This is a genomic window from Acidovorax sp. 94, from assembly GCF_003634645.1.
Classification (GTDB): domain Bacteria; phylum Pseudomonadota; class Gammaproteobacteria; order Burkholderiales; family Burkholderiaceae_C; genus Acidovorax; species Acidovorax facilis.
The window spans coordinates 4,490,330-4,504,639 of record NZ_RBJA01000001.1 but is presented as its reverse complement, the minus strand read 5'-3'; the positions used below and the strand labels follow the sequence as shown (position 1 = coordinate 4,504,639).

The window sequence follows — 14,310 nt, the reverse complement described above, 5'->3', positions numbered from 1 at the left end:
AAAACGGGCGTGTGGGGCTTGCTGTAAATTTGTGCCAGTGTCTTTGCAAATTTTTGAGGCACTAGCTCAGGCTCAAGCTACGTTCAAGAGAAGGCATGCGAAGAGCATCTCGCGACACCGTAGGACGCATTGCGCTAAGCCTTATTCATCTCACGACCAACTTCCTCGTATGACCAATCCACAAGTTCAAAACGTGCCACCAGAAGTGCTGCGCTATCTTCAAGGCCCGGCACCCGAAGCAAAGGAGTTTGATTTCCTCATTGGCCATTGGAATGTCGAGGCGACGCGATACAAGGAGGATGGAACTCCTGCGCTCAACTACTCGGCCTTGTGGAATGCCGTTCATCTGAATGAGGGCAGGATGATCATGGACGATTTCAAGGCGCTTGGTCCGACCGGCGCGCCTGTCTCATCATTCGTCACCCTGCGAACATATTCTGAAACTACAAAGCGTTGGGAGATCGTCGGCCTACAGGCACTTCAACCAGCAGTACCTACTGAGTGGCATGGGATATGCAGGGACGGCGAAATGCTCCTTGATGCCATCGCCACCCTACCTAACGGGCACCGTGTGCTCACAAAAATCCGCTTCTTCGAGATCACTCCAGACTCCTTCTCCTGGGAAAGCTCCATGAGTCTTGATCAGGGTGACACCTGGCCCAAAACGGCGTCTCTCAAAGCAAAGCGCAAGAGCTGAGATTCAGATCGATCACTGGAGGTGCCCTGGTAAGGGGTTCCTCCACGTAGTAGTTGCTTTTCTCAATTGCGCCAGCTGCCCTTGGTCGGTAGCAGTCAGAACAAACACGGGCGCCTCGCGCCGCGACCGCGAGGCCGAGCGAAGCAATGGCCAGTGTGGCTGTTCGCCCCCTGCTGGCTGCGCCTGCGGCGGGGCGGTTGCGGGGTGAGCATGCGCGTCGGAGCGCGCATGCCTCGTGAACTGACTCGCCGTGGTTGTCCGAGCGGCGCTGCGCAGCAGCAAAGCGAGTTCCACGGCGCACCCCGCAGCCGCCCCGACGCAGGTTTGCCCCTTCGCACAGCGAAGGGGTCGCAGACTGGGGGGCGCCTTTCTTTTGGGTACTTTTCTTTGACGAAGCAAAGAACAAGTACCTCGCCCGCCGGGGCGAGTCCCGGCCTCCGCCCTCAACACCAGCATGCTTTTCGAACCAGCACGCCCTGGCTTCGACAGGCTCAGCCCGAACGAGTGGTCAGCTGCCCACCACCGCCCGCCAAATCTCCCCCGCGTGCGACACCGCAAACAGCACCAGCCCGATCAACCCGCCCACCACGGTGCCGTTGATACGGATGTACTGCAAATCCTTCCCAATGTTCAGCTCGACCAGCTGCGTCATCTCCTCGGTATCCCATCGCCGCACGGTGTCCTCAATGTGCTGCGCAATAAACGCCGACACATCCGGCGCCAGTCCCTCCACCCACCGCTCAAGCCGGTCATTGAACGATTGCCTGAGCGCCGCATCCCCCGCCAGCGACTCCCCCAGCCACAACCCCAGCTTGCCCACCTGCCGCGCCACCACCGAATCGGCATCGGCCAAATCACGCTGCAGCGCTCCGCGCAGATCCAGCCACAACGCCTGCACATAGCCGCCCACGGTGGCATCGGTCTGCAGCCAGGTACGGACTTCTTCGCCCTTGCGCGACCATTCCGGGTCGCTGCGCAGGCGCTCGATAAAGCGCTGCACCGCCACATCAAACTGCGCACGCAGTGCGTGCTGCGGGTTGGCGGCCACATCGGCCATCAGGCTCTCCAGCGCGCGGGCCAGCAGGGCCGAGCCCTTGTCGCCCAGCCAGTCGCTGGGTAATAACTTCTCGGTGCGCGGGTGGTCCTTCTTGAGCCAGGCCACGATGGACTGCGCGACCCAGGTACGGGTCTGCTCGTTCTGCAGCAGTTCGATGAGCTTGGCCAGCACGTCGTCCAGCAGCGCCTGGTGACGGCCGTTGTGGGTCAGGGTGTCGAGCACCGCTGCCAACGCACGCGACATGTCCACCTGCCCGATCAAGGCACGCGCGGCCTTGTGGATGAAGCGCTCCACCTGCGCGTCCTGCACCATCTCCAGCGCAGCCGATGCCAGGCGCGTGGCCTGGTGGCCCAGCAGCGCGGCGTTGCCCGGCGCAGTGAGCCACTGCGCCAGCCGCTCGGCGGGGTCGTGCCGGCGGATCAGAGACACCAGCGAGGGCACATCCAGGAACTTGTCGCGCACAAAGGTGGCGAGGTTGCGGCCGATGCGCGCCTGGTTGCGCGCAATGACCGCCGTGTGCGGAATGGGCAGGCCCAGCGGGCGCCGGAACAGCGCCACCACCGCAAACCAGTCGGCCAGCGCGCCCACCATGGCGGCCTCGGCCATGGCCTTGATGCAGTTGAGCAGCAGGCCGCGCTCCACCACGCTGGTGGCGATGAACACGGCCGTCACCAGCAGCAACAGTCCCAGCGCCTGCCGTTTGGCACGCCGCAGGGCGACGGTTGCGCTGTCAGTCTCTGGCTTCATCCGGGCAAGCCCGCCGACCTAGACCGCAACCCGTTAGGCCGCCGCCGCAATCTGGTCCAGCGCCTTTGACAAGTGGCCCACGGTGCGGTCCACGTTGTGCCACTTCTCCAGGCCAAACAGGCCAATGCGGAAGGTCTTGAAGTCCGGCCCCTCATCGCACTGCAGCGGCACACCCGCAGCCGTCTGCAGGCCCACTTCCATGAACTTCTTGCCGTTCTGGATGCCGGGGTCGGTGGTGTAGCTCACCACCACGCCGGGCGCCTTGAAGCCGTCTGCCGCCACGCTGGGAAAGCCACGCGATTCGAGCAGCGCGCGCACCTTGGCGCCCAGTTCGATCTGCTCGTCACGCACCTTGGCAAATCCGTATTCACGCGTCTCGGCCATCACCTCGCGCAGGCGCACCAGTGCATCCGTGGGCATGGTGGTGTGGTACGCGTGCTGGCCCTTTTCGTAGCCCTCGGCAATCTGCATCCACTTCTTGAGGTCGCACGAGAAGCTGCTGCTCGTGGTGCCCTCGATGGCTTCGCGCGCACGCTCGGACAGCATCACCATGGCGCAGCAAGGCGATCCGCTCCAGCCCTTTTGCGGTGCGCTGATGAGTACATCCACGCCCGTGGCCTGCATGTCCACCCACATCGCGCCCGACGCTACGCAGTCCAGCACAAACAGCGCGCCCACCTCATGCGCAGCTGCCGTCAGCGTGCGGATGTAGTCGTCCGAAAGGATGATGCCGCTGGCCGTTTCCACATGGGGCGCAAACACCACCTTGGGCTTTTCAGCGCGGATGGTAGCGGCGACTTCTTCAGCGGGGCATGGTGCCCAGGGCGCCTGCGGGCCACTGCCCTGCTGGCGCGCCTTGCACACCACGGAACCACCCCCCAAGCCCTTGTCGGCATCAAAGATCTGCGTCCAGCGGTAGCTGAACCAACCGTTGCGCACGATGAGCACCTTTTCCTTGTTGGCAAACTGGCGCGCCACGGCCTCCATGCCGAAGGTGCCGCTGCCGGGCACCAGCACGGCGGTGTGGGCGTGGTAGACCTCTTTGAGCGTGCCCAGGATGTCCTGCACCACGCCGGTGAAGCGCTTGGACATGTGGTTGAGCGCGCGGTCGGTGTAGACCACCGAAAATTCGAGCAAACCATCAGGGTCGATATCGGGCAAAAGGCCGGGCATAGAGGAGTCTCCGCGTGTGAAACTGGGCTAGGAAAAAGGGACGATCAGGTCAGCTTATCATGGCCCCGCGCCACCCCAAGGCCGCGCGCCATGCAGCAAAAACCCTTCCGATTCCTGCCCACCGCACTGCCCGGCATCGAAGCAATGCAGGCCGACTCCCGCCTCGTCTTCGGCAGGCACATGCACTTGCAGTTCGGCCTCGGCGTGATCGAGCGGGGTGCGCAGAAATCGGCCAGCGGCCGGGGGATTGTGGAATCGGGCCCAGGCGACACCATCACGGTCAACCCCGGCGAAGTCCACGATGGCATGCCGCTGGACGAGCGTGGACGCGCCTGGCGCATGCTCTACCTGGAGCCTGCCCTGGTGGCGCCATTGGCGGCCGAGGTGCATCCGGGCCCGCTCGGCTCCGCTTTCGAATTCCATGCTCCGACGATGCGCGATGCGCGGCTGGCGGCCCAGGTACTGGCGCTGTTCGACGCGGCCACCCACCGCCCCAACCACTCGGCCGCAGCGCTGCATGTGGAGGAATGCTTGTTGCAGGTGCTGGGCGGCCTGCTGCGGCCGAAGGGCCACCAACAATCCGCCGCGACCATCACCAGGGCTCGCACCATGATGGACGACGATCCCACCGCGCCCTGGAGTCTCGCGCAACTGGCCGATGCAGCAAGTTTGAGCCGCTACCAGCTTGTGCGCCAATTTGCCCAGGCCACGGGCCTCACGCCACACGCCTACCTGCTGCAGCGCCGACTGCAGCTTGCGCGCCATCTGATGGGTGCGGGTACGCCCCTCGCCGATGTCGCCGCAGCGAGTGGCTTTGCCGACCAAAGCCACCTGACGCGCCTTTTCACGCGCAGCTTTGGCATCACACCGGGCGCCTACGTTCGCGCACGCGGCTGACAGCCCGGCCCCTGCAATTTCGTTCAAGACCGTTGTGCGGGGGTTGGCGGATGCTGCGGGCATCGCCACTTCACGCCGCCGCCGCGCGGCCTCTCGCCATGGGCATCGAATTTCTCATCACCTCGCTCATCGTGGTCGTCTCGCCGGGGCCAGGAACCCTGCTGACCGTGGCGGCCGGACTCTCGGGCGGCGCGCGGGCCGCCGCCGTGACGGCGCTGGGCTGCACGCTCGGCATCGTGCCGCACCTGCTGGCGGCGATCACCGGGCTGGCCGCGCTCCTCAACGCCAGCGCCACGGCATTCGAAGTCCTGCGCTTCGCGGGGGTCGCCTACCTGGTCTACATGGGCTGGGCCACGTGGCGCTCGCCCGCCACACTGGAGGTTCGCACTGACGCGCCCGCACGCACAACCAGTGGGCGTATCGCGGAAGCCATGCTGATCAACCTGCTTAACCCCAAGCTGTCGCTGTTCTTCCTCACCTTTCTGCCGCAGTTCATCGCACCGGGTGAAGCGCAGCCCGCGTGGCGCATGGTCCAGCTCTCGCTGGTCTTCATGGCCATGACCTTTGTGGTGTTCTTGGGCTATGGCGTCTTTGCCGCCCGGTTTCGTGACCAGGTGCTGCAGCGCCCCGGCACGCTGGTGTGGCTGCGCCGCGGCTTTGCGGCCGCGTTTGTCGGGCTCGGCGCAAAGCTCGCCCTGATGCACCGATAGGCACCACCGTGCCAGGTGCCGTGCTGCTTCACCAGGTATCGATACAACGTGGACCCAGCGGAGCCACCTGCGCCGATGCCAACCCCCGCGCCAGCCAGGCCCGCGTGTCCGCCGGGTCGATCACCGCGTCGATCTCCAGCGTGGCCGCCATGTGCATCGCCTCCCCATTGGCGTAGGACTTGGCCAGCAGCTTGGCAAACAGCGCATCGCGCTCGGCGCCCTCGGGCAGCGCCTCCAGCTCCTTGCGAAAGCCGAGGCGCACGGCGCCTTCGAGCCCCATGGCGCCGAACTCGCCCGTGGGCCAGGCCACGGTGAACACGGGCGCATGGAAGCCCCCGGCCGTCATGCCCATGGCGCCCAGGCCGTAGCCCTTGCGCAGCACCACGCTGAAGGTAGGCACGCGCAGGCTGGCGGCGGTGACGAACAGGCGGCTCACGTGGCGCACCTGGGCCGTGGCTTCGACCTCGGGGCCGACCATGAAGCCGGGCGTGTCCACCAGGCTCACGATGGGCAGACCATGCGCGTTGCACAGCTGCATGAAGCGCGCGCCCTTGTCGGCCGCATCGGCGTCGATGGCGCCGCCCAGGTGTTGCGGGTTGTTGGCCAGCAGGCCCACGGGGCGGCCTTCGATGCGCGCGAGTGCGGTGTGGATGCCCGCGCCAAAGCCAGTGCGCAGCAGCAGCAGGCTGCCCTCGTCCACCAGGCCTGCCATCGCCATGCGGGTGTCGTACACGCGCAGGCGGTTCTCGGGCACCACAGCGCGCAGCAGGCGCTGGTCGGGTGCGGACCACTGCGATGTGCGGCCCTGGAAGAACGACAGGTAGTCGCGCGCGGCCTGCACCGCTCCAGCCTCGTCATCGACCAGCACGTCGATCACGCCGTTGGCATGCTGCACGCGGCTCGGGCCGATCTGCTCGGGCTTGAACACGCCCAGCCCGCCGCCTTCGATCATGGCCGGGCCGCCCATGCCGATGTTGCTGGCGCGTGTGGCAATGATGACGTCGCTGCAGCCCAGCAGCGCCGCGTTGCCCGCAAAGCAGCGGCCTGCGGCAATGCCGATCACCGGCACCTGGCCCGACAGCGCGGCGTAGCTGGCGAAGGTGTGCACATGCAGCCCCGCCACCACGGGCATGTCGGTGTCGCCCGGGCGCCCGCCGCCGCCCTCGGCGAACAGCACCACCGGCAGCTTCTGCGCCAGCGCGATGCCGAGCATGCGGTCGGTCTTGGCATGATTGCGCGCGCCCTGGGTGCCTGCGAGCACGGTGGCGTCGTACGACATGACCACGGCGCGGGATTTCTCCTCGCCAAACAGTGCGCCGTTGATGCCGCCAATGCCCGTGACCATTCCATCGGCGGGCGTGTTGGCGATGAGGTCCTCCTTGCTGCGGCGGCGCGCCTGCGCGGCGATGGCGAGGGCGCCATATTCGATGAAGCTGCCGTCGTCGCACAGGTCGGCAATGTTCTCGCGCGCAGAGCGGCCACCTTGCGCGTGGCGCTTGGCCATGGCGTCGGGGCGCGCCGCGTCGAGCGTGAAGGCGTGGCGGTCGATCACGCGTTGCAGGTCGGCGCGGATGTGGTCGGGGTCGTGCGCAGCGCTGCCCTGCACTTCGACATCGGCCGCCTCATCCACCGCGTCCAGCACCAGCAGCGGCTGCCCCTGCGCGACGTAGCCACCGGCCACGGCCAGCAGCGCGCCGACGCGGCCCGCGTGTGGGGCCAGCAGCACATGCTCCATCTTCATGGCTTCAAGCACGGCCAGCTCGGCGCCTGCGGCGACCACATCGCCCTCGGCCACGCTCAGCTGCACCAAGCGCGCGGGCATGGGGGCCAGCACAGCGCCTTCGGGTACGGGCATTGAGGAATTTGAGTCTTTTTGGCCGCTAGCGCTTGATGGATAAGCGCTAGCAGCTATGTTTTTGGAAGCATCCAGCAATGCAGGCAGCACGGATTCCAGCCAGCGTGTGTGCACCTGCTGGCTCTCCATTTCGGGCCGTGTTGCCAGCGCCTGCAGCAGCGCGAGGTTGGTGGCCACACCGTCGATGCGGCACTCGGCCAGCGCGCGCTGCGAGCGGCGCAGCGCATCGGCAAAACGCGGGCTGCGCGTGTGCACGATGAGCTTGGCCAGCAGCGTGTCGTAGTGCGGCGACGGCGTGGCGCCCGCTGCGCCGTGTGTGTCCACGCGCACTCCGGGGCCTGCGGGCAGGTCGAAGCGGCTGAGCGTGCCGCTGCCGGGGGTGGCGTTGCCCTGTGCGTCCAGCGTCTCGGCGTTGATGCGCCACTGCACGGCAAAGCCCAACACGGCAGGCGGTGCGGCAGGGTCGAGGCCGATGTCCTGCAACGTGCGGCCCGCGGCCAGCGCAATCTGCGCCTGCACCAGGTCCACGCCGGTGACCTCTTCGGTGATGGTGTGCTCCACCTGCAGGCGTGGGTTGCATTCGATGAAGACAAACGGCAGGTCGCTCGACGCCAAGTCCACCAGAAACTCGAAGGTGCCCAGGCCTTCGTACTGCACCGCCCGCGCCATGGACAGTGCGGCGGTGGTGATCCGCTCGCGCAACACTGCGGGCAGCGAAGGGCTGGGCGCGATCTCCACCACCTTCTGAAAGCGCCGCTGCAGCGTGCACTCGCGCTCGCCCAGCGCGATCACCTCGCGCCCGTCGCCCAGCACCTGCACCTCGATATGGCGGGCGTTGCCCATCAGGCGCTCCACGTACACACCGTCCACACCAAAGGCGGCCTGCGCCTCGCTGCGACAGCGCGCGTAGGCAGCGGGCAAGTCATCGGCCGACGCCACCGCGCGCATGCCCCGCCCGCCGCCGCCACCGATGGCCTTGATGACGATGCCAGCATGGGCGTGCTGCGCGAAGAAGGCCTGCGCCTCCTGCAGCGTCACCGCCGCCTGCGTGCCGGGCATGAGCGGCACGCCCTGCTGCTGCGCCAGCGCACGGGCCTGCGCCTTGTCGCCGAACAGCGCCAGCTGTGCGGGCGTGGGGCCGATGAAGCGCAACCCGGCGTCGGCGCACGCGCGGGCGAAGTCGGCGCGCTCGCTCAAGAAGCCGTAGCCCGGGTGCACGGCATCGCAGCCCTGCGCCTTCGCAATGGCGATGAGGCGCGCACCGTCCAGGTACGCCGCCGGGCCGGTGGCGCCCAGTGCCACGGCCGCACTGGCTGCGTGAACATGGGGGCTGGTGGCGTCATCGTCGGCATACACGGCCACGCTGGCAATGCCCAGGTCGTGCAGGGCGCGCACAGTGCGCAGTGCGATCTCGCCACGGTTGGCAACCAGCACTTTGGTGAACAGAACAGAAGATGGCATAGGGCAGTCGCTATGTTTTGTATAGCTACCAGCGCATATTCATCAGGCGCCAGCAGCCAATTTCTCATTCAATCACGCAATATCCCGAAGCAGGCGGCGCAGCACTTTGCCAGCGCCCGTGGCGGGCAGTGCGTCGATGAAACGCACCTCGCGCGGGGCTTTGTAGGGCGCCATGTTCTCGCGGCACCAGGCCACCAAGCCGGCGGCGTCCACCTCCTGGCCGGACTTCTTGACGATGAAGGCGCGCACCACCTCGCCCTTTTCCGCATCGGGCACGCCAATCACGGCGGCCTGGGCCACGGCGGGGTGCTTGATGAGCAGGGTCTCGACCTCTTCGGGGAACACGCTGTAGCCCGAAACCTTGATCATTTCCTTGAACCGGCCGATGAAGGTGAGGTAGCTGTCCGCATCGATCTTGCCCATGTCGCCGGTGTAGACCCAGCCGTCACGCAGGGTCTTGGCCGTGGCCTCGGGCTTGTTCCAGTAGCCCTTGAAGTTGCCGGGGCCGTGGATGGTGATCTCGCCCACCTCGCCAACGGCCAGCGGTGCGCCGGTGTCGGGGTCGACGATGCGCAGGGTGTTGCCCGGCACGGGCTTGCCCTGGGTGCCCCAGCGGATCGCGTCCACCGGCATGGCGGTGTCCACGGTGTGCGTTTCGGACAGCCCGTAGGCCGCCTCGTGCGCAATGCAGTTGGGTGCGAACTGCTGCCACTGCTGGGCCAGCGCCTCGGTGAAGGTGATGCCAAAGCTGGTGACCGGGTTGCGGCGCAGCGCGCTCCAGTCCATCTCGCGTGCGCCGGGCACCTGCATGAGCGCGCCATTCATGGGCGCGATGCTGTACCACCAGGTCACGCGGTGGCGCTCCAGCGCCTGGGCCACGCCCAGCGGGTCAAAACGGTACAGCAGCACGGCGGTGGCGCCGGTGTAGACCGGCAGGTTCACGCCCATCACCATGCCGGCGATGTGGTACAGCGGCGCCACGGCCAGCAGCGTTTCGTGCGGTGTCATGCCATTGCAGTCCGCCGATGCGGCGGTCTTGAACGTGGCGTTGCCGTAGCTCAGCATGGCGCCCTTCGGTAACCCGGTGGTGCCCGAGGTGTAGGTCATGAGCGAGATGTCATCCATCGACAACGCCACGGGCGCGGGCCGCGCACCGGTGCGGGTGGCGGCCAGGAAGTCTTCGCAGCCCGTGGGAGCAGGCGCCATGGCGGCGCGCATGGCCAGCAGCTCGGCGGGTACGTCGATGCTGGGCGAGCCCTCGGGCAGCAGCTCGGCATAGCGCACCACAAACACCTGCTGCAGCGCGGTCTTGGCGCGCACCTTGTCCACCACGGGCAGCAGCACATCGGCCGCGACGATCACGCGCGCCTGCAGGTCGGTGAGCTGGTACTCCAGCTCATGCTCCTTGTTCAGCGGCCCGCAAGGACAGACGATGGCGCCGATCTTCTGGATGCCGTAGTGCGCCATCACGTACTGGGGGCAGTTATTCATGAACAGTGCCACGGGCTCGCCCTTGGCCACACCCAGCGCCTGCAGGCGCGCGGCAAATGCATCACTGGCCGCATCAAGCTGCGCCCACGTGAGGGGCTGGCCGTACCAGAGGTAGGCGATGCGGTCGGGCGTTTCGCGCGCGTGGCGGCGCAGGTGTTCGTGCAGCGGCAGCTGCGGTGCGGCAGAAGGCATGGCGTTGTCTCCAAGGTGTCTGGAATCGCTGGTTCTTGGGGTTTTTGCTAGGTGCTCACACCCGCCAGCGTCTTGCCAATATATACCGCTCGGTAGAACAATGCTACCCATGGGTATAACTTCAACGTCGCGCAAAGGACACCGATGAACCAGCAGCCCCCCGTGCAGGCCAGCGGCCGCCAGAAGGCCGCCACGGCCGGGTCGGACGAGAAGCGCGAGCGCATCCTGCGTGCGGCCGAGGCGCTGTTTGATGCGCAGGGCTACGCCAACACCACCATTGAGCAGATCGTGCAGCAGCTGGGCGTGACCAAGCCCTTTGTGTACTACTACTTTCGCAACAAGCAGGAGATCTTCGAGACGCTGTCGTGGGCGCCTGCCGTGGCGTGTTTCACTGCGATGGACTTTGCGGCGGACGATGACCGGCCTGCCCATGTGAAGGTGACGGAAGGCATCGAGCGGCTGATCCGCGCCACGCTGGAGCACCACCCCTCGGCCTTCTTCCCGTACCGCGAGCCGCAGGTGTACCGGCCCGAGTACCTGGCGGCGCAGAAGGATTTGGCGAACCACTTCTATGACCGGCTGTGCGCGCTGCTCGAACAGGGACGCGACGACGGCATGTTCGAGTTCAACGACACCAAGATCACCGCCCTGGCCGCCTGCAGCCTGCCCGGCTTTCTCTACAACTGGTACCGCCCTGACGGCCGCCTATCGCAAGACGAGGTGGCGCAGGAGCTGGCGCAGCTGGCCTGGCGCGTGCTCGGGCTGCGGCGCACCCGCAAGCGCAACCCAGCCTGACGCGCACCGCAGCGCCCCTACATCCAAGCACAACAACCACCGGAGACAAAACCCATGAAAACCGTGTTCCTCACCCCCCTGGCAGCTGCGGCGGCCCTGCTGATCGGCACAGCCGCCAGCGCGCAGGAGACTTTCAAGGTTGCCTACATCGACCCGCTGTCGGGCCCGTTCGCCAATGTGGGCGAGCTGATGCTCACGCACACGCAGTACGCCATCGAGGACATCAACGCCAAGGGCGGCGTGCTCAAGGGCACCAAGCTGCAGCTGCTGCAGTTCGACAGCAAGCTCTCGGCGCAAGAGAGCCAAAGCGCGCTGCAGGCCGCCATTGACCAGGGGGCCAAGGCCATCGTGACGGGCGGCTCGGGCTCCTCCGTGGTCACAGCACTGGTGCAGGCGGCAGCGCGCCACAACCAGCGCAACCCGGGCAAGGAGATCCTGGTGCTGAACCACTCCTCCATCGACCCCGAGCTCACGGGCAAGGCCTGCAACTTCTGGCACTTCCAGTTCGAGGCCAACACGGCCATGAAGATGAAGGCCATCGCCAACTACATCAAGAAGCAGCCGGACATCAAGAAGGTGTACCTGCTGAACCAGGACTACGCGCACGGCAAGCAGTGGGCGCACTATGGCCGCGAGATGGTGGGCCTGGCGCGGCCCGACATCCAGTTTGTGGGCGAGGCACTGCACCCCATCGGCCGCGTGAAGGACTTTGCGCCCTACCTCGCCAAGGTCAAGAGCACTGAGGCCGACTCGGTCATCACCGGCAACTGGGGGCAGGACATGACACTGCTGCTGAAGGCGGCAGGCGACGCGGGATACAACCTGCGCTACTTCAACCACAGCGCGGGCTCCATCCCCGGCACGGTGCTGGCGGTGTCGCAGGCCAAGCAGGGCCAGTTGACCTGGGTGGCCGAATGGCACCCCGGCCAAGCCGACACCCCCAAGGTGGACGCGCTGGCCAAGACCTACAAGGCCAAGACGGGCAAGGACTTCCTCGCGCCACGCATCGAGATGACGCCGCGCTTCCTCGCCGCCGCCATCAACAAGGCACAGTCCACCGACCCGGTGAAAGTGGCTCGCGCGCTGGAAGACCTGACGATTGATTCGGTGGTGGGCCCCGTGCGCATGCGCGGCGAAGACCACCAGCTGCTGCTACCCCAGGTGGTCAACACCATCGCACCGGTGGACGGCAAGGCCGTGAAGGTGGGCTGGGAAGGCACCAACTATGGCTTTCGCACCGATGCGGCCTACACCGGCAATGAAATAGCCCAAGGCACCGAGTGCAAGATGACGCGGCCTTGATGCCACGGCGCCGAAGGGCGCCGAAATCCCCACAGCGGCAACCGCCACAGGCCGCCGCTACCATGGCCGGTCATTGCATTCATTGACCCGACCCACAAGGACCGCGCCCATGCCCGACTTTCGCAGCGACACCGTCACCCAGCCCACGCCCGCCATGCGCGAGGCCATGTTCAAGGCCCCGCTGGGCGACGATGTGTTTGCCGACGACCCTTCAGTGAACGCACTGCAGGACCATGCCGCCGAGCTGCTGGGTTTTGAGGCCGCGCTGTTCGCCCCCTCGGGCACGCAGACCAACCTGATCGCGCTGTGGGGCCACTGCCAGCGCGGCGACGAGGCCATCGTGGGCCAGAGCTGGCACACCTACCGCTGGGAGGCGGGCGGCATGGCGGTGCTGGGCTCCATCCAGCCCCAGCCCGTGGAAACGCAGCCCGACGGCACCTTGCGCATTGCCGACATCGCGGCCGCCATCAAGCCCGACGACCCGCACTTTGCCCGCACCCGCCTCGTGGTACTGGAGAACACCACCGGTGGCCAGGTGCTGCCGCCCGCCTACATCGCCGAGGTGGCCCAACTGGCGCGCAGCCGGGGGCTGGCCATGCACCTGGACGGCGCACGCATGTTCAACGCCGCCACGGCCAATGCCGCGCGCAACGGCACCGATGTGTATGCGGAAGCGCGCGCGCTGTGCAGCCACTTTGATTCCGCATCGCTGTGCCTGAGCAAGGGCCTGGGCGCGCCCGTGGGCTCGCTGGTGCTGGGCTCGCGCGACTTCATCCGGCAGGCGCGCCGCACCCGCAAGATCCTGGGCGGTGGCATGCGGCAGGCGGGTGTGCTGGCGGCTGCCGGCCACTACGCGCTGCAGCACCATGTGCGGCGCCTGGCGGAAGACCACGCCCGCCTGGACCGGCTGGCCCAAGGGCTGACCGAAGCCAACCGCAGCCACCCCGTGCTGCAGGGCAAGCTCACCGTGCTGCCGTGGCAGACCAACATCCTCTTTACCGACCTGCACGCGGAGGTGGCCCCAGCCTTCACCGGCTGGCTGGCGCAGCACGGCGTGCGCGTGACCAGCAGCCTGTATGGCGGCGCCACCCGGCTGCGCTGGGTGACGCACTTGGATGTGAGTGAGGCGGATGCGACAGCGGCGCTGGACTGCGTGGCGCGCTTCACGCTGCCGGGCTGAACCCGTTCAAGCGGCGGGGTAGGCCCGTCCACCAAACACACCGGTGCCCACACGCACCAGCGTGCTGCCCGCCTGGATGGCGGCCTCCAGATCGGCCGTCATGCCCAGGGACAGGGTGTCGAACTTCCCCAGGCCCGGTTCGCCCAAGGCAGATATTTGGTCAAAAAGCCTCTTGGCGCTGGTGTGGATTGCCAGTTGCGCTTCAAATTCAGGAGCATGGTCCGGAATGCTCATGAGCCCCCGCACCACCAGCCGTGGCAGTTTTGCGACAGCCCGCACCAACTCCAGCGTTTCAGCAGGAGCCACCCCTGACTTGGTGGGGCCTCCATCGATATTGACCTGGATACATATCTGCAGCGGCGGCAGGTGATCGGGCCGCTGGGCCGACAGGCGCTCGGCGATCTTGAGCCGGTCCACCGTATGCACCCAATCAAAGTGCTCGGCCACCAGGCGGGTCTTGTTGCTCTGAATGGGGCCTATGCAGTGCCACTGCAGCGCCACATCGGGCAAGGCGGCGCGCACTGCCGCAATCTTGTCCACGCCTTCCTGGATGTAGTTTTCGCCGAAGTCGCGCTGGCCGGCGGCCACGGCCTCCAGCACCGCATCGGCGCCAAAGGTCTTGGAAACGGCCAGCAAGGAAACGCTGGCCGGATCGCGCCCGGCGGCTTTGCACGCCTGCGCCATCCTGCCCAGAACCTGTTGGAGGTTGTTAGCAATCGTGGTCATAATGTTTGGCAAGCGTACCAAACGATA

The 14,310-nt window shown here is 66.6% G+C and carries 11 protein-coding genes; 6 read left to right on the top strand and 5 right to left on the bottom strand.

Annotated elements, in window-relative coordinates; all coding sequences use genetic code 11:
* Positions 1 to 169: 169 nt before the first annotated feature.
* Positions 170 to 697, top strand: coding sequence for a hypothetical protein (locus tag C8C94_RS20785; RefSeq protein ID WP_121422044.1), 528 nt, complete (start codon positions 170 to 172; stop codon positions 695 to 697).
* A 508-nt stretch (positions 698 to 1,205) separates the two neighbouring features.
* Here C8C94_RS20785 and C8C94_RS20780 read toward each other — a convergent pair.
* Both C8C94_RS20780 and C8C94_RS20775 read right to left on the bottom strand, forming a co-directional pair.
* Positions 1,206 to 2,501 (bottom strand): DUF445 domain-containing protein, encoded by a 1,296-nt coding sequence (locus C8C94_RS20780; RefSeq protein ID WP_121422043.1) that lies wholly within the window; start codon positions 2,499 to 2,501, stop codon positions 1,206 to 1,208.
* Positions 2,502 to 2,534: 33 nt separating this feature from the next.
* Positions 2,535 to 3,674 (bottom strand): aminotransferase class V-fold PLP-dependent enzyme, encoded by a 1,140-nt coding sequence (locus tag C8C94_RS20775; protein WP_108498063.1) that lies wholly within the window; start codon positions 3,672 to 3,674, stop codon positions 2,535 to 2,537.
* Positions 3,675 to 3,764: 90 nt separating this feature from the next.
* Between C8C94_RS20775 and C8C94_RS20770 the strand changes: the two genes are divergently transcribed.
* Positions 3,765 to 4,571 (top strand): AraC family transcriptional regulator, encoded by an 807-nt coding sequence (locus tag C8C94_RS20770; protein ID WP_121422042.1) that lies wholly within the window; start codon positions 3,765 to 3,767, stop codon positions 4,569 to 4,571.
* 98 nt (positions 4,572 to 4,669) lie between these two features.
* Complete coding sequence (locus C8C94_RS20765) at positions 4,670 to 5,281, top strand: LysE family translocator (RefSeq protein WP_121422041.1); 612 nt, start codon at positions 4,670 to 4,672, stop codon at positions 5,279 to 5,281.
* A gap of 28 nt (positions 5,282 to 5,309) precedes the next feature.
* On the opposite strand, the gene C8C94_RS20760 is transcribed toward C8C94_RS20765, so the two are convergent.
* Positions 5,310 to 8,582 carry a carboxyl transferase domain-containing protein gene (locus C8C94_RS20760; protein WP_121423011.1) on the bottom strand — a complete coding sequence of 1,091 codons (3,273 nt, stop codon included), beginning with the start codon at positions 8,580 to 8,582 and terminating at the stop codon, positions 5,310 to 5,312.
* 87 nt (positions 8,583 to 8,669) lie between these two features.
* Positions 8,670 to 10,280 (bottom strand): AMP-binding protein, encoded by a 1,611-nt coding sequence (locus C8C94_RS20755; RefSeq protein WP_121422040.1) that lies wholly within the window; start codon positions 10,278 to 10,280, stop codon positions 8,670 to 8,672.
* 144 nt (positions 10,281 to 10,424) lie between these two features.
* Between C8C94_RS20755 and C8C94_RS20750 the strand changes: the two genes are divergently transcribed.
* From C8C94_RS20750 to ltaE, 3 genes are all read left to right on the top strand, one after another.
* On the top strand, positions 10,425 to 11,075 hold the full coding sequence (locus C8C94_RS20750) for a TetR/AcrR family transcriptional regulator (protein WP_063459232.1): 651 nt from the start codon (positions 10,425 to 10,427) through the stop codon (positions 11,073 to 11,075).
* A gap of 54 nt (positions 11,076 to 11,129) precedes the next feature.
* A complete protein-coding gene (locus tag C8C94_RS20745; protein WP_121422039.1) occupies positions 11,130 to 12,377 on the top strand; it encodes a branched-chain amino acid ABC transporter substrate-binding protein in 1,248 nt (415 codons plus the stop codon).
* A 109-nt stretch (positions 12,378 to 12,486) separates the two neighbouring features.
* A complete protein-coding gene (ltaE, locus tag C8C94_RS20740) occupies positions 12,487 to 13,557 on the top strand; it encodes a low-specificity L-threonine aldolase (RefSeq protein WP_121422038.1) in 1,071 nt (356 codons plus the stop codon).
* Between the two features lie 6 nt (positions 13,558 to 13,563).
* Here ltaE and C8C94_RS20735 read toward each other — a convergent pair whose 3' ends face one another.
* Entirely contained in the window at positions 13,564 to 14,283 is a 720-nt protein-coding gene (locus C8C94_RS20735; RefSeq protein ID WP_121422037.1) for a YggS family pyridoxal phosphate-dependent enzyme, read from the bottom strand.
* Positions 14,284 to 14,310: the final 27 nt, after the last annotated feature.

Excerpts from the sequence above, each read along its gene's own strand:
- C8C94_RS20785 (WP_121422044.1), top strand. The coding sequence starts at position 170 with ATGACCAATCCACAAGTTCAAAACGTGCCACCAGAAGTGCTGCGCTAT.
- C8C94_RS20780 (WP_121422043.1), bottom strand. The coding sequence starts at position 2,501 with ATGAAGCCAGAGACTGACAGCGCAACCGTCGCCCTGCGGCGTGCCAAA.
- C8C94_RS20775 (WP_108498063.1), bottom strand. The coding sequence starts at position 3,674 with ATGCCCGGCCTTTTGCCCGATATCGACCCTGATGGTTTGCTCGAATTT.
- C8C94_RS20770 (WP_121422042.1), top strand. The coding sequence starts at position 3,765 with ATGCAGCAAAAACCCTTCCGATTCCTGCCCACCGCACTGCCCGGCATC.
- C8C94_RS20765 (WP_121422041.1), top strand. The coding sequence starts at position 4,670 with ATGGGCATCGAATTTCTCATCACCTCGCTCATCGTGGTCGTCTCGCCG.
- C8C94_RS20755 (WP_121422040.1), bottom strand. The coding sequence starts at position 10,280 with ATGCCTTCTGCCGCACCGCAGCTGCCGCTGCACGAACACCTGCGCCGC.
- C8C94_RS20750 (WP_063459232.1), top strand. The coding sequence starts at position 10,425 with ATGAACCAGCAGCCCCCCGTGCAGGCCAGCGGCCGCCAGAAGGCCGCC.
- C8C94_RS20745 (WP_121422039.1), top strand. The coding sequence starts at position 11,130 with ATGAAAACCGTGTTCCTCACCCCCCTGGCAGCTGCGGCGGCCCTGCTG.
- ltaE (WP_121422038.1), top strand. The coding sequence starts at position 12,487 with ATGCCCGACTTTCGCAGCGACACCGTCACCCAGCCCACGCCCGCCATG.
- C8C94_RS20735 (WP_121422037.1), bottom strand. The coding sequence starts at position 14,283 with ATGACCACGATTGCTAACAACCTCCAACAGGTTCTGGGCAGGATGGCG.